Source organism: Thermus brockianus (assembly GCF_001880325.1).
GTDB lineage: Bacteria > Deinococcota > Deinococci > Deinococcales > Thermaceae > Thermus > Thermus brockianus.
This window is the reverse complement of sequence record NZ_CP016312.1, coordinates 585217-604573: the sequence shown is the minus strand read 5'-3', so window position 1 is coordinate 604573 and position 19357 is coordinate 585217. Positions and strand designations below refer to the sequence as shown.

24 protein-coding genes are annotated in these 19357 nt (G+C 67.4%); 20 read left to right on the top strand and 4 right to left on the bottom strand.

The window, feature by feature from the left end; translation table 11 throughout:
- Window positions 1-3 precede the first annotated feature (3 nt).
- The 17 genes from soxA (at window position 4) to A0O31_RS02995 (ending at window position 14111) form a co-directional block, all read left to right on the top strand.
- Window positions 4-804, top strand: a complete 801-nt coding sequence (gene soxA / locus A0O31_RS03075) for a sulfur oxidation c-type cytochrome SoxA (RefSeq protein ID WP_071676636.1) — start codon at window positions 4-6, stop codon at window positions 802-804.
- A gap of 2 nt (window positions 805-806) precedes the next feature.
- Window positions 807-1238: a rhodanese-like domain-containing protein gene (locus A0O31_RS03070; RefSeq protein WP_071676635.1), complete on the top strand. Its 432-nt coding sequence runs from the start codon at window positions 807-809 to the stop codon at window positions 1236-1238.
- Window positions 1235-2086, top strand: coding sequence for a translation initiation factor 2 (locus A0O31_RS03065; RefSeq protein ID WP_071676634.1), 852 nt, complete (start codon window positions 1235-1237; stop codon window positions 2084-2086). Before A0O31_RS03070 ends, A0O31_RS03065 begins: the two co-directional genes overlap by 4 nt.
- Before the next feature lie 11 nt (window positions 2087-2097).
- Complete coding sequence (locus A0O31_RS03060; RefSeq protein WP_071676633.1) at window positions 2098-3387, top strand: FAD-dependent oxidoreductase; 1290 nt, start codon at window positions 2098-2100, stop codon at window positions 3385-3387.
- Between the two features lie 68 nt (window positions 3388-3455).
- The gene (gene soxC, locus A0O31_RS03055) at window positions 3456-4739 is read left to right on the top strand and encodes a sulfite dehydrogenase (RefSeq protein WP_071676632.1); all 1284 of its coding nucleotides are present in this window, start codon (window positions 3456-3458) and stop codon (window positions 4737-4739) included.
- Window positions 4732-5280 (top strand): c-type cytochrome, encoded by a 549-nt coding sequence (locus A0O31_RS03050; RefSeq protein ID WP_071676631.1) that lies wholly within the window; start codon window positions 4732-4734, stop codon window positions 5278-5280. Before soxC ends, A0O31_RS03050 begins: the two co-directional genes overlap by 8 nt.
- Window positions 5281-5289: 9 nt before the next feature.
- Entirely contained in the window at window positions 5290-5958 is a 669-nt protein-coding gene (gene ccdA / locus A0O31_RS03045) for a cytochrome c biogenesis protein CcdA (protein ID WP_071676630.1), read from the top strand.
- A gap of 42 nt (window positions 5959-6000) precedes the next feature.
- A complete protein-coding gene (locus A0O31_RS03040) occupies window positions 6001-6567 on the top strand; it encodes an ABC transporter ATP-binding protein (RefSeq protein WP_071676629.1) in 567 nt (188 codons plus the stop codon).
- A 41-nt stretch (window positions 6568-6608) separates the two neighbouring features.
- The gene (locus A0O31_RS03035; protein WP_071677906.1) at window positions 6609-7274 is read left to right on the top strand and encodes a heme exporter protein CcmB; all 666 of its coding nucleotides are present in this window, start codon (window positions 6609-6611) and stop codon (window positions 7272-7274) included.
- Window positions 7275-7331: 57 nt separating this feature from the next.
- Window positions 7332-8018 (top strand): cytochrome c biogenesis protein CcsA, encoded by a 687-nt coding sequence (ccsA, locus tag A0O31_RS03030; RefSeq protein ID WP_071676628.1) that lies wholly within the window; start codon window positions 7332-7334, stop codon window positions 8016-8018.
- Window positions 8019-8109: 91 nt separating this feature from the next.
- The gene (gene ccmE, locus A0O31_RS03025) at window positions 8110-8538 is read left to right on the top strand and encodes a cytochrome c maturation protein CcmE (RefSeq protein ID WP_071676627.1); all 429 of its coding nucleotides are present in this window, start codon (window positions 8110-8112) and stop codon (window positions 8536-8538) included.
- Complete coding sequence (locus A0O31_RS03020) at window positions 8535-10466, top strand: heme lyase CcmF/NrfE family subunit (protein WP_071676626.1); 1932 nt, start codon at window positions 8535-8537, stop codon at window positions 10464-10466. Before ccmE ends, A0O31_RS03020 begins: the two co-directional genes overlap by 4 nt.
- Window positions 10463-10999: a TlpA family protein disulfide reductase gene (locus A0O31_RS03015; protein ID WP_071676625.1), complete on the top strand. Its 537-nt coding sequence runs from the start codon at window positions 10463-10465 to the stop codon at window positions 10997-10999. The genes A0O31_RS03020 and A0O31_RS03015 overlap by 4 nt, the downstream gene beginning before the upstream one ends.
- Complete coding sequence (locus A0O31_RS03010) at window positions 10996-11412, top strand: cytochrome c-type biogenesis protein (RefSeq protein WP_071676624.1); 417 nt, start codon at window positions 10996-10998, stop codon at window positions 11410-11412. The genes A0O31_RS03015 and A0O31_RS03010 overlap by 4 nt, the downstream gene beginning before the upstream one ends.
- A complete protein-coding gene (locus tag A0O31_RS03005; RefSeq protein ID WP_071676623.1) occupies window positions 11409-12389 on the top strand; it encodes a c-type cytochrome in 981 nt (326 codons plus the stop codon). The genes A0O31_RS03010 and A0O31_RS03005 overlap by 4 nt, the downstream gene beginning before the upstream one ends.
- Window positions 12386-12940, top strand: coding sequence for a Rieske 2Fe-2S domain-containing protein (locus A0O31_RS03000; RefSeq protein WP_071676622.1), 555 nt, complete (start codon window positions 12386-12388; stop codon window positions 12938-12940). The genes A0O31_RS03005 and A0O31_RS03000 overlap by 4 nt, the downstream gene beginning before the upstream one ends.
- 7 nt (window positions 12941-12947) lie before the next feature.
- Window positions 12948-14111 (top strand): trans-sulfuration enzyme family protein, encoded by a 1164-nt coding sequence (locus tag A0O31_RS02995; RefSeq protein ID WP_071676621.1) that lies wholly within the window; start codon window positions 12948-12950, stop codon window positions 14109-14111.
- Here the strand turns inward: A0O31_RS02995 and tyrS are convergent.
- Complete coding sequence (gene tyrS, locus A0O31_RS02990) at window positions 14108-15412, bottom strand: tyrosine--tRNA ligase (RefSeq protein WP_071676620.1); 1305 nt, start codon at window positions 15410-15412, stop codon at window positions 14108-14110. The two genes, A0O31_RS02995 and tyrS, sit on opposite strands and share 4 nt — an antisense overlap.
- A gap of 22 nt (window positions 15413-15434) precedes the next feature.
- Here tyrS and A0O31_RS02985 point away from each other — a divergent pair, with 22 nt between their 5' ends.
- From A0O31_RS02985 to A0O31_RS02975, 3 genes are read left to right on the top strand one after another with little or no spacing between them, the layout of a single operon-like run.
- On the top strand, window positions 15435-15812 hold the full coding sequence (locus tag A0O31_RS02985) for a hypothetical protein (RefSeq protein WP_071676619.1): 378 nt from the start codon (window positions 15435-15437) through the stop codon (window positions 15810-15812).
- Window positions 15813-15870: 58 nt separating this feature from the next.
- Entirely contained in the window at window positions 15871-16170 is a 300-nt protein-coding gene (gene rpsT, locus A0O31_RS02980) for a 30S ribosomal protein S20 (protein WP_071676618.1), read from the top strand.
- 11 nt (window positions 16171-16181) lie between these two features.
- Window positions 16182-16265, top strand: a complete 84-nt coding sequence (locus tag A0O31_RS02975) for a 30S ribosomal protein THX (RefSeq protein WP_071676617.1) — start codon at window positions 16182-16184, stop codon at window positions 16263-16265.
- A 28-nt stretch (window positions 16266-16293) separates the two neighbouring features.
- Here the strand turns inward: A0O31_RS02975 and A0O31_RS02970 are convergent, their stop codons facing one another.
- From A0O31_RS02970 to A0O31_RS02960, 3 genes are read right to left on the bottom strand one after another with little or no spacing between them, the layout of a single operon-like run.
- On the bottom strand, window positions 16294-17034 hold the full coding sequence (locus tag A0O31_RS02970; RefSeq protein ID WP_071676616.1) for a DUF4388 domain-containing protein: 741 nt from the start codon (window positions 17032-17034) through the stop codon (window positions 16294-16296).
- A complete protein-coding gene (gene thrB, locus A0O31_RS02965; RefSeq protein ID WP_071677905.1) occupies window positions 17019-17891 on the bottom strand; it encodes a homoserine kinase in 873 nt (290 codons plus the stop codon). Before thrB ends, A0O31_RS02970 begins: the two co-directional genes overlap by 16 nt.
- A gap of 20 nt (window positions 17892-17911) precedes the next feature.
- Entirely contained in the window at window positions 17912-19357 is a 1446-nt protein-coding gene (locus tag A0O31_RS02960) for a bifunctional ADP-dependent NAD(P)H-hydrate dehydratase/NAD(P)H-hydrate epimerase (protein ID WP_071676615.1), read from the bottom strand.

Here is a 19357-nt window from a genome sequence, read left to right as displayed (position 1 = left end):
GCCGTGCGGAGGAAACGACTTCTCCTTCTGGGTCTTGCGGCCTTGGGCGTCCTTGGAGGGTTTTGGGCCTACACCCAAGGGCAGAAGCCCCTGGACCCCTTTGAGGAGGCCATGCGCCAGCGGCAGATGTACCTGGAAACCTTCGGGGTCCTGCCGGGGGAGCTTTTCGTGGAGGAGGGCAAGGAGCTCTTCTTCCGTAAAGGCCCAAGCGGCAAGACCCTCGAGGCCTGCGACTTCGGCAAAGGCCCTGGGGTCTTGGAAGGGGTTTACGCCATCTTGCCCAAGTACTTCCCGGACACCAAGCGGGTGGAGGACCTGGAAACCCGGGTCTACACCTGCATGCAACGGGTGCAGGGCTTTAAACCCGAAGAGATTAAGCGGGACGAGGTGAAGGCCATTACCGCCTACATCGCTTCCTTCTCCTCCAAGGCCAAGATTCAGGTGGTTCCCAAGCACCCGGTGGAGCTTGCCATGTACAACCTGGGGCGGGAGCTCTGGTACCAGCGGGCGGGGGCCCGGGACATGAGCTGCGCCGTCTGCCACGACCAGTACGCCGGGCGGCGGGTGCGGCTTTCCCCGGTGCGGAGCCCCAAGGAGGGCCTAGGGAACGAGTGGCCCGCCTACCGCTTTGAGGCGGACAAGCTCTACACCATGGAGGACCGCATCGCCTTCTGCTACGAGTCCATCGCCATTCCCGCCCCCGAGTTCTACTCCGAGCCCTACATTGCCCTTACCCTGTACATGCTGGCCGAGGCTACCAAAGCCGGGCACTCCTTTGAGGAGTTGCCCTTCTTCACCCGCTAGCCATGCGCCGCCGCCACCTCTTTGCCCTTTTGCCCCTTTTCCTCCTCCAGGCCCGGGGGGAAGGGGAGGACTGGGTGAGGGCCTTTGGGGCCTTTCTGAAAGGCGTGCCCCCGGCGAGCTACCTGGTCTACCCCACCGAGGCCAAGGACCTCCTCCTCTTTGAGCCCTTCATCCTGGACGTGCGCACGGCGGAGGAGCGGAAAAGGGGGTATATCCCGGGCTCCGTGCACATCTACGCCGGCGAGGTGCCGGACCGCTTGGCGGAGCTCCCCAAGGACAAGGAGGCCCTCATCCTCGTTTACTGCAACTCGGGGAGCGTTTCTGCGGTGGTGGCGGCCTTTTTGCAAGCTCTTGGCTACAAAAACGCTAAGAATATCGCCCACGGGTTCAAGGGCTGGCTGGACGCCGGCCTGGAAGTGGAGGGAGGAACATGAAAAAGGTATTGGCACTGGTGGTGGCGTTGGGCCTCTCCTTGGCCCAGTCCTTGGTGGTGCAGGTTCAGGGCAGCTTGGAAAGCGTGGAAGCCCGGGTGCTGGAGGCCCTGAAGGGGGTGGGCCTGGAGCCCGACCGGGTCTTGAACCTGGGGGAGCAGGTGCGCCAGGTCACGGGCCCGGGCTTCCCGGACTACCGCCTGGTGGTTCTGAAGCCGGAGCAGGGGAGCCTGGAGGCGGTGAGCAAGAACCCCATGGCGGCCATCGTCCTGCCCCCCACGGTCTACATCATCGGGGAAGGGGATAAGTACCTGGTGGGCACCTTTGACGGAAGGCTCCTATTCAGCATGCTCGGGGTCTACGGGGGCCAGGTGGAACGGCTCACCTGGCGCCTCGAGGCGGCCTTGGGCCGGCTCGGCCTGGTGCGCAAGGTCTCGCCGGCCATGATGCCGGACCCCGGTAGCGGCATGATGCCCGCCCTCCTTTACCGGGTGCGGGGGGCCAAGGTGGAGGACGTGGTCCTCATGGTGGAGACCGAACTCACCTCCGCCGGCCTCAACCTCTTGCCCAACGTGAAGGTAGGCCCGGTGACCGTGATCATGCCCTGCAAGAGCGAGTGGGCCCGGATCATGTTCCTCACCCAGCCCGCCGGCGGTTTCGCCGCCCCTTGCCGCTTCTTCGCCATGCAGATGGGCCCTGATGTGCTGGTGGGGGCCATTGAGCCCATGCTCATGACCATCATGCCCGGGGTCATGGGCTCGCCAGCGGTTACAATGCTCCAAGAGGCCAGGCAGGTGATGACGGGCATCCTGGAAGCCGTGGGCGGGGAGCCCTACCGCCCTGGCCAATAGAGGAGGGAGCTATGGGAAAGGTGAACCGGAGGGATCTTCTGAAGACGGGGGCTGCCCTGGCGGCGGCCGGGGCTTTAGGGGGCAAGGCCTTCGCCCAGGAGTTCTACGCCCGCCCCGCTACCCTGCTCCCCCGGACCCGCAAGCCCCGGGTGGTGGTCATCGGGGGCGGCTGGGGCGGGACCACGGTGGCGCGGAAGCTCGCCCAGTCGGGGGTGGACGTGGAGGTGGTCCTGGTGGAGCAGAAGCCCATCTTCATGTCCTGCCCCATGTCCAACCTCTTCCTGGCGGGGGTCAAGCCCTTGGAGTGGCTCGTCTTTGACTACACCAATGTGGTCAAGGACGGGGTGATCTTTGTCCAGGAGAAGGTCTTGGACATCAACCGCGACCGCCGCCTGGTGCGGACCACGGGCGGTTACTTGGCCTACGACTTCCTGGTGCTTGCCCCCGGCATTGACTACATGTACGAGGCCATCCCCGGCTACGCCGAGGCCAAGCACCTCCTGCCCGTGGGCTTTAAGCCCTTTGAGCACATCGCCCTAAGGCGCATGCTGGACCAGTTTGACGAGACGGGGGGCGAGCTCGTCATGTACATTCCCACCCCTCCCTACCGCTGCCCCCCGGGCCCCTACGAGCGGGCGGCCATGCTGGCCTGGCGGCTTAAGAGCAAGGGGGTGAAGGGCAAGCTCATCGTCCTGGACGCCAATCCCCAGCCCGTTTCCAAGGCCCCGGGCTTCCTCGCCGCCTACAACGAGCTCTACAAGGACTACCTGGAGTATGTGCCCAACACCCGCATCACGGGCCTGGACTACGAGAAGAAACGGGTGCTTACAGAGCTGGGCGAGGTGCCCTTTACCCTTGCCAACATCATCCCCCCCATGAAGGCGGGGGAGCTTGTCCGGGTGGCGGGGCTTGGGGAGCGCTGGGCCAACGTGCGCATCCCCTACTTCCTCTCCGAGCAGGACGACCGCATCTACCTGGTGGGGGACATCACCGGCAACACCCCTTACCCCAAAAGCGGCATGGTGGCCTACGTCTCCGGCACCATCGTGGCCCGGCACCTGGCGGAAAGGCTTCGGGGCAAGCCCCTGGCGGAAATCCCCCCCGAGCTTCCCCAGAACATCTGCTACTCCTTCGTGGACTCCGAGGAGGCCATCTGGGTCTCCGCCAACTACTCTTGGGACGAGGCGGCCAGGCAGATCCGGGCCCAAAGCGCCGTGGACAACCAGCGCTCCCAGGCCAACGGCCAAGCGGCCTTTGGCTGGGCCACGGGGATTTGGAACGACATGTTCGGCCCCGCCTGAAGCCTTCGTTCCCGCCCCCCTAGGGGGGCGGGTTTTTCTTGCGCCTGAACGATACGATGGGAGGGTATATGGACCGAAGGAAGTTTTTCCGGCTGTTGGGGGCAGGAAGCCTCTTCGGCTTCCTCAAGGCCAGGGCCCAGACACCCCCTTGGGACGAGGAGACCTTCGCCCCTACCAAGACCCTGGGGGCTCCCCTTTCCGAGTACGGGAGCCGAAGCCCTTTTGAGGAAGGGGTGGTGCGCTACATCTCCCCCAACCTGCGCACCCGCCACTCGGGGGCGGATTTCGCCCCCTTGGAGCGGCTGGAGGGGGTCATCACCCCCAACGGCCTCCACTTTGAGCGCCACCACGCCGGGGTGCCCCAGGTGGACCCCAAAAGCTACCGCCTGGTGATCCACGGGATGGTGGAAAGGCCCCTGGTCTTCACCTTGGAGGACCTCAAGCGCTTTCCCTCCGTGACCCGCACCTACTTCATTGAGTGCGCCGGCAACGGGCAAAACGGCTACCGGGAACCCCCAGACCCCAACCTCACCGCTACCCGGAGCCGGGGCCTCGCCTCCAACGCCAGCTGGACCGGGGTACCCCTGGCCCTCCTCCTCAAGGAGGCGGGGGTGAAGCCGGGGGCCAGGTGGCTTATCCCCGAGGGCATGGACGCCGCCATGTACACCCGCTCCCTGCCCCTGGAGAAGGCCATGGAGGACGTCCTGGTGGCCTATGCGCAAAACGGGGAGGCCTTGCGCCCCGAGCAGGGTTATCCCGTGCGCCTGGTGGTGCCGGGCTGGGAGGGGAGCATCCAGGTGAAGTGGCTGAGGCGTATCCTGGTCACGGACCAGCCCGCCATGGCCAAGGACGAAACCAGCGAGTACACGGACGTCATGGCGGACGGCAAGGTCCTCGCCTTCACCTGGGTGATGGAGCCCCAGTCCATCGTCACCTACCCCTCGGGGGGGCAGGTGATCAAGCCGGGCTTCCACGAGATTAGGGGCCTCGCCTGGAGCGGTTTTGGCCGCATCACCAAGGTGGAGATCTCCTTGGACGAGGGCAGGACCTGGCGGCAGGCCACCCTCGAGGCCCCCGTGGAGCGCTACGCCTTCGTCCGCTTCAAGATGCCTTGGCAGTGGCGGGGCGAGGAGGTGGTGCTTTGGAGCCGGGCCTGGGACGAGAAGGGCAACACCCAGCCCACCCGGGAGGAGTTCTTCCGGCGTTGGGGCAAGAACAACCGCTACCACTACAACGCCATCCAGGCCTGGCGTATCCTGCCCGATGGCCGGGTGGTCAACGGGGATAGGCCCCTGGGCGTGCGGGCCGTGGGCCCCGTGGGTGGGTGCGACGGGGAGGTGTTTGATGGCTAAGAAGGTCTTCTTCGTGGTGGCTCTTTTGGGTTTGGCGCTGGGGGCGCGCTACGGCCTCGGCACCCCCATTTCCGAGGAGCTCGCCGCCCAGTACGACCTGAGGCCCGTGGTCCTGCCCGATGGCCGGGGGCTTCCCCCGGGGGAGGGAAAGGTGGCGGAGGGGGAGCGCATCTACGCCGAGAAGTGCGCCTCTTGCCACGGGGCCAGGGGGGAGGGCTACCCCTTTAACCGCCTGGTGGCCGAGCCCTTCCCCATCACCCCGGACACGGAGCCCGTGGAGTACGCCATCGGCAACTACTGGCCCTACGCCACCACCCTTTACGACTACATCCGCCGGGCCATGCCCTTCGGGGCCCCGGGAACCCTCACGGACGAGGAGGTCTACCACCTGGTGGCCTTCCTCCTCTACATGAACGGCATCATTGAGGCGGACGAGCCCATCAACCAGAAGACCCTGCCCCAGGTGCGCATGCCGGCCCGGGAGCTTTTGGACGTGGACCCGGAGACCAAGCGCCGCTTCCCCTGGCTCACCCTGCCCTAGGATGGAGGCATGACCCTTTCCCTAGGCGCAGCCTTTTTGGCGGGGGTGCTCTCCTTCCTCTCCCCGTGCGTGCTTCCCCTGGTGCCCACCTACCTCTTTTACCTGGGGGGGGAAAGGGGGCGCCCCCTTTTCAACGCCCTCTTCTTCGTTTTGGGCTTTGGGGCGGTGTTTTTTCTCCTGGGGCTTCCCTTTACCCTCCTTGGGGGGCTCCTCTTTGAGCACCGCCAGACCCTGGCCCGCATAGGGGGGGTGGTCCTGGTCCTCTTCGGGCTTTACATGCTGGGCCTGAGACCCAAGTGGGGGGTTCCCCTCCGCTACGAAGGGGAGACGGGCCGTCCCTTGGGGGCCTTCCTCCTCGGGGCCACCCTGGCCCTGGGCTGGACCCCCTGCATCGGCCCCATCCTGGGGGCCATCCTCACCCTCACCGCCGTGGGGGGTGGGGTGGGGTTCCTCCTCGCCTACATCCTGGGCCTTGCCGTGCCCTTCTTGTTGGTGGCCCTCTTCGCCGAACGGCTCAAGGGGTGGCTTAGGCGGGCGGGGCGGCTTTCCCACTACGTGGAGGTTTTCGCCGGGGTGGTGCTGGTGCTGGTGGGGGTGCTCCTCTTCACCGGGACGTATTCCGCCCTGAACACCTTTTTCCTGCGGATCACGCCGGAGTGGCTGCAGAAGTACCTCTAGGGACGCTTGTCCCCCGGGGATACCCCTAAACTGAAGGGGAGCATGTTGCGCCTCGAGGCCGTTTCCAAGCGCTTTGGCCGGGACTGGGTCCTGAAGGACCTCACCTTTACCCTGGCCCGGGGGGAGGTGGTGGCCCTTCTCGGGCCCAACGGCTCGGGCAAGACCACCCTCCTGAAGCTCATGGCGGGGCTCTTGAAGCCCACCCGGGGCCGGGTGGTGCGGGAGGGGCGGGCGCTTTTCCTCCCCAACCCCCCCGCCTTCCACCGCCACCTCACCGCCCGGGAGCACCTCCTTTACGACCTGGCCTTCCACGGCCGGGAAGGGGACTGGCAAGGGGCCTTGGCCCGGTACGGCCTTCCCGAGGACCTGCCCCTTGCCGCCTTTTCCAGCGGCATGAAAAAGCGCCTGGCCCTCGCCCGCCTGGAGCTTCTCTCCCCAGACCTTTGGCTTTTGGACGAGCCGGAAACCGCCCTGGACACAGAGGGACGGGAACTCCTTCTAAAGGCCTTGGGCAAGGGGCGGAAGGGAGGCGGGGTGGTCCTCGCCACCCACGACCGGGCCCTGGCGGAGGAGGCGGCGGACCGGGTCCTTTGGCTGGGGGCGGCGTGAGGGCGGAAACGCGAGGGCGCCCGGGAAAGGGGGGCTTGGGGGTGGGGCGGGTCTGGCTCCTTGCCCTCCGGGACCTGCGCCTTGAGGTGCGGGACCGGGCGGGGGTGCTTTCCGCCCTCACCTTCTTGGCGGTGATGCTCTTCGTCATGGCCCTGGCCCTGGGCCCGGAGGAGGGGGCGTTGCGCCGGGCCGCCCCGGGGGTCTTGTGGGTGGCCTTGGCCTTCCTCGCCACCCTCCTTTCCACCCGGGCCTTCGCCCTGGAGGTGGAGGACGCCACCTTGGACGACCTCCTCCTCACCCCCGGGGGCAAGGAGTGGGTTTACTTTGGGAAGCTCCTTTTCCAGATGCTCCTCCTCTTGCCCCTTTCCGCCCTGGCCCTTTTCCTGGCAGCGGGCCTTTTCTATCTGCCCCTGGAAAAGGCCCTTACCCTCTTCCTCACCCTGGCCCTGGGGGGGCTTGGCTACGCCAGCGTGGCCACCTTTTACGCCGGGCTCCTCGCCCGGCTAAGGGGAAGGGAGGTGCTTTTGCCCCTCCTCCTCTTTTCCTTGGTGGTACCCGTGGTCCTGGCGGGGGTGAGGGCCACGGTGGGGCTCTTGGAGGGGTTTCCCGTGGCGGAGGTGGCTTCCTGGTGGCAACTCCTCCTGGTCTTTGACCTGGTCTACCTCACGGCGGGGGCGTTGCTTTTCCCCTTGGTTATGGAAGGGTAGACGGCCACAGATTTTTCACCGGGGGGCCGGCTATGCTTAGGTGCGTGGAGGCAAGCGATGCTTAAAGCGGCACACCCTGAACGACCGGATGCCCTCACCTGGGCCTTCTTGGGCCTAGGGGTTCTCCTTTTGCCGGTGGGGTTCTACCTGGCCCTTTCCGCCCCGCCGGACGTGAACCAAGGCTATCTGGCCCGGATCATGTACCTGCACGTGCCGGGGGCTTGGCTTGGCTACCTGGCCTTTTTCGTCACCTTCCTCTACTCCCTCCTTTACCTCTTTCGCCAGGACCCCCGGTACGACCGGGTGGCCATGGCCAGCGCCGAAATCGGCCTCGTCTTCATGGGCCTGGCCTTGGTGACGGGGATGCTCTGGGCCCGCCCCACCTGGGGGGTGTACTGGACCTGGGAGCCCAGGCTCACCACCACCGCCATCCTTTTCGCCGTGTACGTGGGCTACTTCCTCCTTAGGGGGGCCATAGAGGACCCGGAGCTTCGGGCCAAGGCGGCGGCGGCGGTGGGGGTTTTGGGCTTCATCAACGTGCCCATCAGCTACATGTCGGTGAAGTGGTGGCGGAGCCTGCACCAGACCCAGTCCATTGACCTCACCACGGGCAAGATCCACATGGACCCCGCCATGCTCCAGGCCCTCCTCTTCAACCTCCTCGTCTTCACCCTGCTCTACCTGGGCTTCGTGCGCTTTAGGGCTTTGGTGGCGGCCCTCGAGGCCAGGAAGGAGGAGGCGTGAACGAGGTCTTCGTCACCTGGGTCTACGCCCTCACCTACCTCACGGTCTTCGGCTACCTGGCCTACCTCTTCTGGCGCTATAGGAGGGTCCGATGAGGGCCAAGTATCTCCTAGGCCTTGCCGTCATCCTGGGGGCCTTGGGCTACCTCATCTTTGGGGGCCTGGGGCAGAACCTGGTCTATTTCCTCACCCCTTCGGAGTACCTCCAGGACCAGGCCCGCTACCAAAACCGCCCCGTGCGCCTGGGGGGCCTGGTGAAGCAGGGCACGGTGCAGTACGACAAGGACCGGCTGGAGCTCCGCTTCGTCCTCACGGATGGGGTGGCGGAGGTCCCCGTCCTCCACAAGGGCACCCCCCCGGGGATGTTCAAGGAGGGGCAGGGGGTGGTGGTGGAGGGGCGCTTCCAAGACGGGGTTTTCCAGGGCACCAACCTCCTGGTGAAGCACTCGGAGACCTACCAGGCCCCCAAGGCGGGCTGGACCCCGGAGGAGGTGCGCAAGCTGATTGAGGAGGCCAAATGACCCCTGCCCTTTTGGGCCACCTGGGCGTGAGCCTGGCCCTGGCCTTTAGCCTCCTGGGCCTGGCCCTCGCCCTCCTCGCCTACGGGCAGGGGGATGGCCGTTTCCTGCAAGGGGCGAGGCGCCTGGTCCTCCCCGCCTTCCTCGCCGCCTTGGCCGCCTTTTTGGCCCTGGAGTGGGCGCTTCTCACCCACGACTTCTCCTTGGCCTACGTGGCCCGGAACCACTCCCTCCAGGATCCCCTTTGGGTCACCCTGGTCACCCCTTGGGCGGCCCTGGAGGGAAGCATCCTCCTCTGGGGGCTCTTGCAAACCCTTTACACCCTTTTGGCGAGCCGCCGGGGCCTGGACCCCTGGCGGGCCTCCTTGGTCCTCGCCGTGCTCTTCGGCGTCCAGGCCTTCTTTTTTGGGGTCATGGCCACCATCGCAAGCCCCTTCGCCACCCTCCCCAACCCTCCCCAGGACGGGGTAGGCCCCAACCCCCTCCTGCAGAACCACTGGATGATGGCCGTCCACCCCGTGCTCATGTACCTGGGCTTCGTGGGCCTGAGCGTTCCCTTCGCCTACGCCATCGCCGCCATGGCCACCCGCCGCTACCAGACCTGGGTGGAGGAGACGCGGTGGTGGACCCTGGTGGCCTGGGGCTTCCTCACCGCGGGCAAGGTGGCGGGGATGTGGTGGAGCTACGAGGTCCTGGGCTGGGGCGGGTACTGGGCTTGGGACCCGGTGGAGAACGCCAGCTTCGTCCCTTGGCTTCTCGCCACGGCCTTTCTCCACACCGCCCTCGTGCAGAAGACCCGGGGGGCTTTCAAGGCCTGGAACTTCGCCTTCATTACCCTGGCCTTTGCCGCCACGGTCCTCGGCACCTTCCTCACCCGTAGCGGTGTGATCCAGTCCGTGCATGCCTTCGCCGAGGGGCCCGTGGGCCCGGCCTTCTTGGGCTTCTTCCTCCTCGCCACCTCCCTGGGCCTAGGGCTCCTTTCCCGGGTTTCCCGGGAGGTGCGGGACGTCGTCTTCTTCCACCCCTTTTCCCGGGAGGGCGCCTTGCTCCTTGGGGCCTTCTTCTTTGCGGGCTGGGCCTTGGTGGTGGTCCTGGGCACCTTCTACCCCCTTTTGGTGGAGGCTTTTGCCGGGGCCAAGGTGAGCGTGGGGGCCCCCTTCTTCAACCAGCTTTCCGCCCCCATCGGGGCCGGGATCCTGCTCCTTATGGGGGTAGGGCCCTTGCTCCCTTGGCGCAGGCCCAGGGCGGAGGTTTTCCGCAACCTCTACCTGCTCCTTGGGGTTCTCCTCCTGGGTACCCTGGGAGGCCTTCTGTGGGGGTATACCGTGGGGGCTTCCCTGGCGGTGGGGCTTTTCCTCTACAACGTGGCCGCCATCCTCCTCCTGGTGCGGGAAGGGGTCTTGGCGCGGGTTGCGGCGGGGCTTTCCCCCTGGGGCTTTTTGGAGAACCAAAGGCGGGTGGGAAGCCTCGTGGTCCACTTCGCCGTGGCCCTCATGGGCCTTGCCATCGCCTTCAGCCAGACCTACCGCCTGGAAAGCGAAAAGACCCTTTACCGGGGGCAGAGCTGGGAGGTGGCGGGCCTAAGGCTCACCTTCCAGGGTGTGCGGGCCTTGGACGAGGGGCGGCGCTTCGCCGTGGAGGCCCTGGTCCAGACGAACCGCTTTGGCGAGGTGAGGCCTAGGCTCCACTTCTACCCCCAGATGAACGCTCCCTTGCCGGCCCCCAAGGTGGTGTACACCCCGGGGAACGACTACTACTTCCTCCTCATGGACTTTGACCGGGAGAAGGGGGAGTGGGCCTCCTTGCGCCTCATCGTCACGCCCCTGGTCTTCTGGATGTGGGTGGCGGGAGGGCTCATGGCCTTGGGGACCCTGTACATCCTTTGGCCGGTTTCCCGTAGGGAGGAGGCCCGGGGGGTGAGCCCGGCATGAGGGCCTGGCTTTGGGTGCTTCTCGTATTGGCCTTGGGGGGGTTATTCCTCTGGGGCATGCAGCGGAACCCCAAGGAGCTCCCCTCGGTTCTGGCCAAGGAGCGGCGTCCCGCCCCCGACTTCACCCTGCCCGTCCTACCCCCTTACCGGGCGGAGTGGGGGGAGGCGTTCCGCCTTGCGGACCACCTGGGCCAGCAGCCCATCGTCCTCAACTTCTGGGCCAGCTGGTGTTACCCTGCCTGCTACGAGGAGGCCCCGGTGCTGGAGGCCGCTTGGCGCGCCCATCGGGGCCGGGTGCTTTTCCTTGGGGTGAACACCCAGGACAAGGAGCCGGAGGCCCTCCGGTTCATCGCCCAGTTTGGCCTCACTTTCCCCCAGGTCTTTGACCCCCGGGGCCGGGTGGGGGTGGACTACGGGATGTACGGGGTGCCGGAAACCTTCTTCATAGACCGGGAGGGGCGGGTCCTGGCCCGCCACGCCGGGGCCATAGACCAGGCCACCTTGGAGAAGTACCTAAAGGAGGTGTTGCCGTGAGGTGGGTTCTCCTCGCCCTTTTGCTTGTGCCCGCCCTGGGTCAAGCGGGGCCTCCCCCTGACCTTTCCCCGGAGGTCTTCCGCATCGCCCGGGAGCTCCGCTGCCCCGTGTGCCAAGGGGAGAGCGCCGCCGAGAGCAACTCGGGGGTGGCGGTGGAGATGCGGCGCCTCATCGCCGAGATGCTTCAGGAGGGCAAGACGGAGGAGGAGATCAAGGCCTTCTTCGTGGACCGGTACGGGGAGTGGATCCTGTACGAGCCCCCTAGGCGGGGGGTGACCCTTTGGGCGTGGGTGTTGCCCGGCTTGGCCCTTCTCCTCTTGGGCTTGGGCCTTTTCGCCTACTTCCGCCCCAAGAGGGTACCCCAGGACCTTCTGGAGGAGGCGGAGCGCCGCCTGAAGGAGCCCCCGGCATGACCGCCACCCTCCTTTTCCTCATCCTTTTCCTCCTGGGGCTCGCCCTGGCCCTCAGGCCCCTCCTGGGCCCAAAGGAGCCCTTTCCCGAGCCGCCCAGGCGGGAGGAGCTTCTTAGGGAGCTGGAGGTTTTGCGGGCCGAGGTGGAGGCCCTCGAGGGCGAGGAGAAAAAGCTGGCCCTCGCCCGCATGGTGGCCTTGGAAAAGGCCCTGGAGGGCTACCGCCCGCCGGAGAAGCGCCCCCTCAACCCCTTGCCCGTGGCCCTGGCCTTGGGGGTGGTGGTCCTCCTAGGGGTGGGCCTTTGGCGCTACACCCTTCCCCGCCTGCCCGGGGAGACCACGGTGACGCAGCGGGCCGAGGCTCGGGAGCTCAAGGCCTTGGCGGACAAGGCGAGGAGGACGGGGGCGGTGGAGGACCTCCTTGCCTGGGGCCGGAGGGCCTATGCGCTTCAGGCCTTTGACCAGGCGGCGGAGGCCTACCTGGAGGTGCTGAAGAAAGACCCCAGGAACGTGGAGGCCGTGCGGCGGGTGGGCATCCTCCTCTTCATGGGGGGAAGGCTAGAGGAAGCCCAGATGTTCCTGGAAATCGCCCAGCACGCCGATCCCAAGGCCGCAGAGGGCTGGCTTTTCCTGGGCAACCTCTACTTCCAAAAGGGGGAGATGGACCGGGCCATCGCCGCTTGGGAGCGCTACCTGGAGGTGGGGGGCGAGGCCAAGGAAAGGGTGGAAGGCCTCATCGCCATGGCCCGGGCCCAGGCCCAAGGGGGCAAGGATGGGCAAAGCGTCTACCTGGCCCGCTGTGCCCTTTGCCACGGGGCGGAAGGGGAAGGGGGTGTGGGGCCGAGGCTTAAGGGAAACCCCATCCTGAAGGCGCCGGAGGCGGTGCGGGAGATCGTGCTCAAGGGAAGGGGCCAGATGCCCCCCGTGCCCCTCTCCGAGGGGGAGCTTGCGGCGCTTTTGGCCTACCTCCAGGGTCTATGAGGCGGAGGGACCTCTTCTTCTACGTGCCCGTGGCCGTGGCCGGGGGTTTTTTCGCCTGGTTCGGCCTGCGCACCTATAACCTTCGTTTCCGGCCCCGGCCGGAGGTAGGGGAGCCCACTTGGAACGATGGTCCCAAGGTGGCGGTGGCCCGCCTGGGGGAGCTAGAGGTATGGCAGGCGAAGCCCTTTGCCTATCCCCTGCCCCTAGGGGAGCTTAAGTCCTTCCTCCTAAGGCTTCCCGAGCCCGCCCCTGGGGGGCTTTCCCTAGAGGGGGAGCACTACATCGCCTTTAGCCGTATCTGCACCCACCAGGGGTGCACCCTGAACTACGTCCCCGACCCCGAGGCCGCCTCCATCCTCTACAACTTCCGCTACGAGAGGCCTTTTCTGGGTTGCCCCTGCCACTTTGGCGCCTTTGACCCCTTGCTGGGCGGAAAGGCGGTGTACGGTCCACCCCGGTTCCCCCTGCCCCGGCTGCGCCTCGAGGCGGAGGCGGGCACCCTTTACGCCACGGGCCACGAGGTGCCCCTGAGGCCCATGGAGGGCGTATAGTGGCGCCATGGACCTAAGCACCCGGGCGGTGCACGGGGCGCAGGCCGAAACCCCGGCGAATGCGCCCGCGCTTCTCCCCATCTACCAGTCGGCGGCCTGGTGCTTCCGCGATCTGGACGAGGTGGATGCGGTCTACGAGGGCCGGCTTCCCGGGGCCATTTACGCCCGTTCGGGCACCCCCAACCACCAAGCGTTGGAACGCCTCCTGGCCGCCTTGCACGAGGGCGAGGCGGCCTTGGCCACGGCGAGCGGCATGGCCGCCTTCACCGCCCTTTTCCTGGCTTATGTCAACCCCGGGGGCCGGGTGGTGGCCTCCCGGGACCTCTACGGCACCACCTGGGGCCTCCTTAAGGATTTCGCCCGCTTTGGGGTGGAGGTGGTGGGGGTGGAGGCCACGGACCTAGCCCAGGTGGAGGCCAGCCTTACCCCAGGAAGCCTGCTTTTGGTGGAGACCCTTTCCAACCCCAGGCTGCGGGTGGCCGACCTACCTGCCCTGGCCGCTTTGGCCCGTGACCGGGGGGCTCTTTTGGTAGTGGACAACACCTTCGCTACCCCCTATCATGCCCAGCCCCTAAAACAGGGGGCCCACCTGGTGGTGGAAAGCCTCACCAAGTTCCTCTCCGGCCACCACCAGGTGCTCCTGGGCGGGGTGGTGGGGGCTCGGGACGTGGTGGAGCCCCTGCGCCGGGTGGCGGTGCGGGCCGGCTTGGTGCCCAATCCTTGGGCGTGCTGGCTGGGGGTGGAGGGGGTGAAGACCTTGGCGGTGCGCCTGGAGCGGGCCTCGGCCACGGCGTGGCGCTTGGCCCGTTTCCTGCAAGCCCACCCCAAGGTGCGGGCCGTGCACTACCCGGGCCTTGCCCACCACCCGGATCATCCCGTGGCCAACCGGGTTTTGGAGCGGGGCTATGGCGCCATGCTCTCCTTTGAGCTTCCCCCAGAGCGGGCGGCGGTGAACCGCTTCCTCCGGAGCCTAAAGCGGGTGCGGCTTGTCCTTTCCTTGGGGGGCGTGGAGACCACCCTTTCCCACCCGGCCACCTCCTCCCACCGCTTCCTTTCCGAGGAGGAACGGGAGGCTTTGGGCCTGCACGAGGGGTTTTTGCGCCTTTCCGTGGGGCTTGAAGACCCGGAAGACCTGGAAGCGGAGTTTTCCGAGGCCCTCGAGGCCCTTTAACCCTCCTTTAGGCGTACCCGCACGAACCGATCCCGGCCCCTTTGGAGCACCCGGGGGCGGGAGAGTTCCACCTCCAGGTTGGGGTCGGCGATGACCTCCCCGTCCATCCGCAGGCCCCGGTTCTGGATAAGCCTTCTGGCCTCGGCGTTGGAGGGGGTGAGGCCCGCCAGGGTGAAAAGCCGCGCCACCCAGATCCGCCCCTCCTTGAGCTCGGAGGGGGGAATGGCCACCTCGGGGATGTCCTCGGGGATCCCTCCTTTGGCCACCTCGTCGTACCGGGCCTCCGCCTGCCGCAGCTCCTCGGGGCCTGCCTCCTTGTCCCTTCCCAAGGCCTTCCAGTCATAGCCCAGGCTCTCGTAGAAGGCCCGGTCCAGGCGGGCGGGGATCCTGGGCCTGGCGTAAGCGGCGGTGAGGAGGCGGGCCAAGACCCGGTGGGCGGGTACCGGCCCCGCCTGGAGGAGGGTTTCTATTTCCTCCTCCGTAAGGTCCGTGAGGAGGCGGAAGTAGCTCGGGAGCAGGGGGTCGGGGACCCGCATGAGCTTTTTGAACATCACCTCGGGGGGCTCGGCCACCCCGATGTAGTTGTCCAGGCTCTTGCTCATCTTTTCCCGCCCGTCCAGGCCCACCAGAAGGGGCATGAGGAAGCAGACCTGGGGGTCTTGCCCGTAGGCCCGTTGCACCTCCCGCCCCACCAGGAGGTTGAACTTCTGGTCCGTTCCCCCCATCTCCACGTCGGCCCTTATGGCCACGGAATCGTAGGCTTGGGCGAAGGGGTAGAGGAACTCGTGCAGGGAGATGGGGACGCCCGCCTCGTAGCGCTTTTTGAAATCCTCCCTTTCCAGCATCTGGGCCACGGTCATGAGGGAGGTGAGGCGCACCACCTCCTTGAAGGAGAGGTGTTCCAGCCACTCGGAGTTGTAGCGGAGCGCAAAGAGCTCGGGCTCCTGCCTTAGGATTTTCCCGGCCTGCTCCACGTAGGTCTTGGCGTTTTCCCGGGTTTCCTCGAGGGTGAGGGGCGGTCGGGTCTTGCTCCGGCCCGAGGGGTCCCCGATCATCCCGGTGAAGTCCCCGATGATGAGGACCACCTTGTGCCCAAGCTCCTGGAACTGGCGCATCTTCCTCAGGACCACCGCATGTCCCAGGTGGAGGTCGGGCCTCGTGGGGTCCGCCCCCAGCTTCACCGTGAGGGGTCTTCCTTCTCGGAGCTTGGAGAGAAGCTCCTCCTCGGGGATGATCTCCTCCGCCCCCCGCTTGAGGAGGGCGAAGGCTTCCTCTGGCGGAATCTGGCCCGTGCCTGCCATGTGCCCAAGTATACTTAGGACAATGCGGAGCCTGCTCCTTCTGGCCTTGGCGGCCTTGGGCCTTTACTGGTACGCCGAGCGGTACGGCCTCGCCGTGGGCTATCCCCCTTTCTTGCCCGTCTTCTACTGGAAGTACACCGGGGAGGCCCGCTACCCCTTGCGGGTCACGGGGCTTTACGATGCGGTGAAGGTGAAGGTGGCGGGAAGCCTCCAGGAGGGGAGGCTGGAGGTGGCCCTGGTGCAGGGGGAAAGGGTGGTGGGGGGGCGCGCGTACGCCGGGCGCTTCCAAGAGGAGGTGCGCTTTCCCGTGTCCCCCGGGGAGTACTTCCTCCGCTTCCGCCTTCAGGACGCCAAGGGCCAGGTGCGCTACGACTGGGTGGCCACCAAGTTTGCCCCATAAGGCGGGGGTGTGCTACACTTAGGCCTGGTCTGCCCCGAGGGGGCATAAGGGGAGAACGATGGCGCAGAAGAAGCCCAAGAGGAACCTTTCCGCTTTAAAGCGGCACCGGCAGTCCTTGAAGCGCCGGCTTCGCAACAAGGCCAAGAAGTCGGCCATCAAGACCCTGAGCAAGAAGGCCGTCCAGTTGGCCCAGGAGGGCAAGGCGGAGGAGGCCATCAAGATCCTGCGCAAGGCCGAGAGCCTCATTGACAAGGCGGCCAAGGGGTCTACCCTGCACAAGAACGCCGCCGCCCGCAGGAAGTCCCGGCTGATGCGCAAGGTGCACCAGCTCCTTTCCGCCCAAGGGGCTAGCGCCTAAGGAGGGAAGGCATGGGCAAGGGCGACCGTCGCACCCGCAGGGGCAAGATCTGGCGGGGCTCCTACGGCAAGTACCGCCCCCGCAAGAAGAAGTAACCGAAGGGGGTTGGAAGCCTAGGCGCGCCTAGGCTTCCCCTTCCTTTTCCATCTCCCAGGTGAGGTCCCTTAAGAGCCAGCCCCGCCCCGGGGGTGCGACCTCCCCGGTGCTTAGGGCCTGGACCAGGTAACGGCGCACCAGGCCCACGGGCACCCCGCTGGCGATGACCTCGCCCAGGTTGCGGGTGCCGTCCAGGAGGGCCTGGAGCTGGCCGTACTCCTCCAGCGTCTTGCCCTTCCGGCCCTGGTAGCGGATGCGCAGGGCGTACCAGGCGTAGCGGCGCAAGGGGTAGAGGTCCCCTTCCCTGACCCCCATGTAGGCCCGCTCCATGGCGATGAGGAGGGGTACGCCCCAGGCCTTGGCGGCGGCCCGGACGCTTTTCCCCCCCTGGAAGACCTCTAGGGGCGGTTTGGGGCGGATGGCCTCCAGGACGCGGCTCGGGGAGTCCACCAGGGTGCGGAAGCGATCCCACTCGTCGTTGACCCGGGCCCACTCCCCCAGCAGGGCGGCGAAGGGGAGGAGAGGGGGTTCTTGGGAAGGGGGGCTGGGCTGGAAGCGGAAGGGGCCTTCCTTGGGGTGGAGGGGGAAGGTGAAGAGGGCCTCGAGGCCCTCCCAGTCCAGGATGGCCGCCCCCACCACCTCCCCGGCGGAAAAGCGCAAGGAGAGGGGCAAGGGGCCCACCTGCACCGCCAAAACCCCCGAGCGGCGGTGGCCGTGGATGAGCTCTAGAAGCTCCGTAAGAGGGATGGTGTTCAGGTTCCCTTCCAAAAGTATCCCTCCCCTAGGTTCAGGACCAAGGTCTGGCCCTGGCCGCGGTAGGCCTCCAGGGCCTGGGCTACCCTTTCCTCCTCCCCTTGGCGCACCAAGGCGGCCACGGTGGGGCCAGCCCCGCCCACGAAGGCGGCCAAGGCTCCCGCCTCCAGGGCCCCTTCCAGGGCCTCCAGGACCCCGGGCATGAGGTGGGCCCGGTGGGGTTGGTGGAGGCGGTCCCGGCAGGCCTCCTTTAGGGCCTCGAGGCGCCCGGAGCATAGGGCAGCGGGCCAAAGGGCGCTTCGGGCCAGGTTGTAGACGGCATCGGCCAAGGGCACCCTTTCCGGTAGGGCCGCCCGGGCCAAGGGGGTGGGCACCGCGTAGGGAGGCACGGCGAGGACGAAGCGCACCCCTTCAGGCCTCGGCAGGGGGATGGCCAGGGGGGGTTCGCTAAGGGCGGCCACAAATCCCCCGTAGACCGCGGGGGCCACGTTGTCCGGGTGGCCCTCCAGTCGGGCCGCTACCCGGAAGACCCCATCCCGGCCCAGCCGCCCCCCGGAAACCCAGTCCGCCAAGGCCACCCCCGCCACCAGGGCGGCGGAGGAGCTCCCCATACCCCGGGCCAAGGGGATGGGGTTGAAGGCGCGGATGAAGAGGGGCTCCGCCTTCAGGCCCAAAGCCGCCATCCCCGCCCGGTAGCCTTGGTGGATGAGGTTGTCCGTCCCCTCCACCTTGCCCTCCCCTTCGTAGAGAAAGGCGTCCTCCCGGGCCGGCGTGGCCTCCACCTCCAGGTAGAGGTCCAAGGCCGCGCCCAGGGCGTCAAAGCCCGAGCCCAGGTTGGCCAGGGTGGCGGGGACGTAGAGGCGGGGTGCCATGGCGAAGCCCTCGCCCAAGACTATACCAGGGCGAAGGGGAGGCCTAGGCCCTTTTCCAAGGCCCGCCGCGCCCGGGGCAGGGCCTCCGCCACCTCCCGGGCCAGGAGGCCCACCCCCCTTTCCTCCGCCAGGAGGTCCCCGGCAAGGCCGTGGAGGTAGACGGCGAGCCTTGCGGCGTCAAAGGGGGGAAGCCCTGCGGCCAGGAGGGCGGCGATGGCCCCCGCCAGGACGTCCCCCGTGCCCCCGGTGGCCAGGGCGGGGTTGCCCGTGGGGTTCACGGAAAGCCGGCCTCCCTCCGCCACCACCGTGGGGTTTCCCTTGAGGACCACGGTGAGGCCCGTGGCCTCCGCCAGGGCCCGGGCGGCGGCCAAGGGGTCCTGGGCCACCGCCTCTGGGGGGGCGCCAAGCAGCCTTCCCGCCTCCCCAGCGTGGGGGGTGAGGACCGCCTTCACGCCGGCCTGGCGGTAGAGGGCCACCACCTCGAGGTGCAGGGCGTCGGCGTCCAAGACCGTGGGGAGGCCCGCCTTGAGGGCTTCCAGGGCCCAGGCCTTCCCCCAGGGTCCCCCGCCCATGCCCACCGCCAGGGCCTCCACCTTCACGGGGGGGAGAGCAGGGGCGGGCACGGGGTGGAAGACGGCCTCCAGGGGTTCCAGGGGCGTTCCCTCCGGGAGGACGAGGTGCACGAGCCCCGCCCCCATGCGGTAGGCGCCCAGGGCGGCGAGGAGGGGAGCCCCGGCGTAGCGGAGACCATCCCCGCGGTAGCCCCCGAGCACCCCCACCCGGCCCACGCTCCCCTTGTGGGCGGTGAGGGGGCGCTTGGGGAGGAGGGGCCTTAGGGCCTGGGGGGTTGCCACCTCGGGGAGGTCTTCCCGCTCCAGGAGGGCTTGGGGCAGGCCGATCTCGGCCAGGAAGAGCTTGCCGCAGGCCTCCCGGTAGAGGAGGTGGGGGGTTTTCAGGGCGGCGAAGGCGAGGGTGGCCGTGGCCCGCACGTGGGGGGAGAAGGGAAGGCCCGAGGGGAGGTCCAGGGCGAGGACGGGGAGGCACGAGGCGTTCACCCGGTCCACGAGCCCGGCGTAAAACCCCTCCAGGGGTCCCTTGAGCCCGGTGCCGAAAAGGGCGTCCACCAACACCTCTCCTTCCCGCCAGGAGGCCTCCTCCAGGGGGAGGAGGGGAAGGCCTAGGGCCTCCAGGGCCTGGCGCATTTGGAGGGCATCCCCCCCTTGCCCGCTGGCGGCGTAGACCCGCACGGGCACCCCCCCAAGGAGGAGGTGCCGGGCCAGGGCCAGGCCGTCCCCGCCGTTATTCCCCTTGCCGGCGAGGACCACCGCGGGGGCCTTACCGAAAAGCCTCCGGTAAACGCGGGCCGCCTTCATCCCCGCCCACTCCATGAGGAGGAGGGTGGGGTAGCCCATGGCCGCCGCCTTTCCGTCCGCTTCCCGCATGGCCTCGGGGGTGAAAAGCCGCAT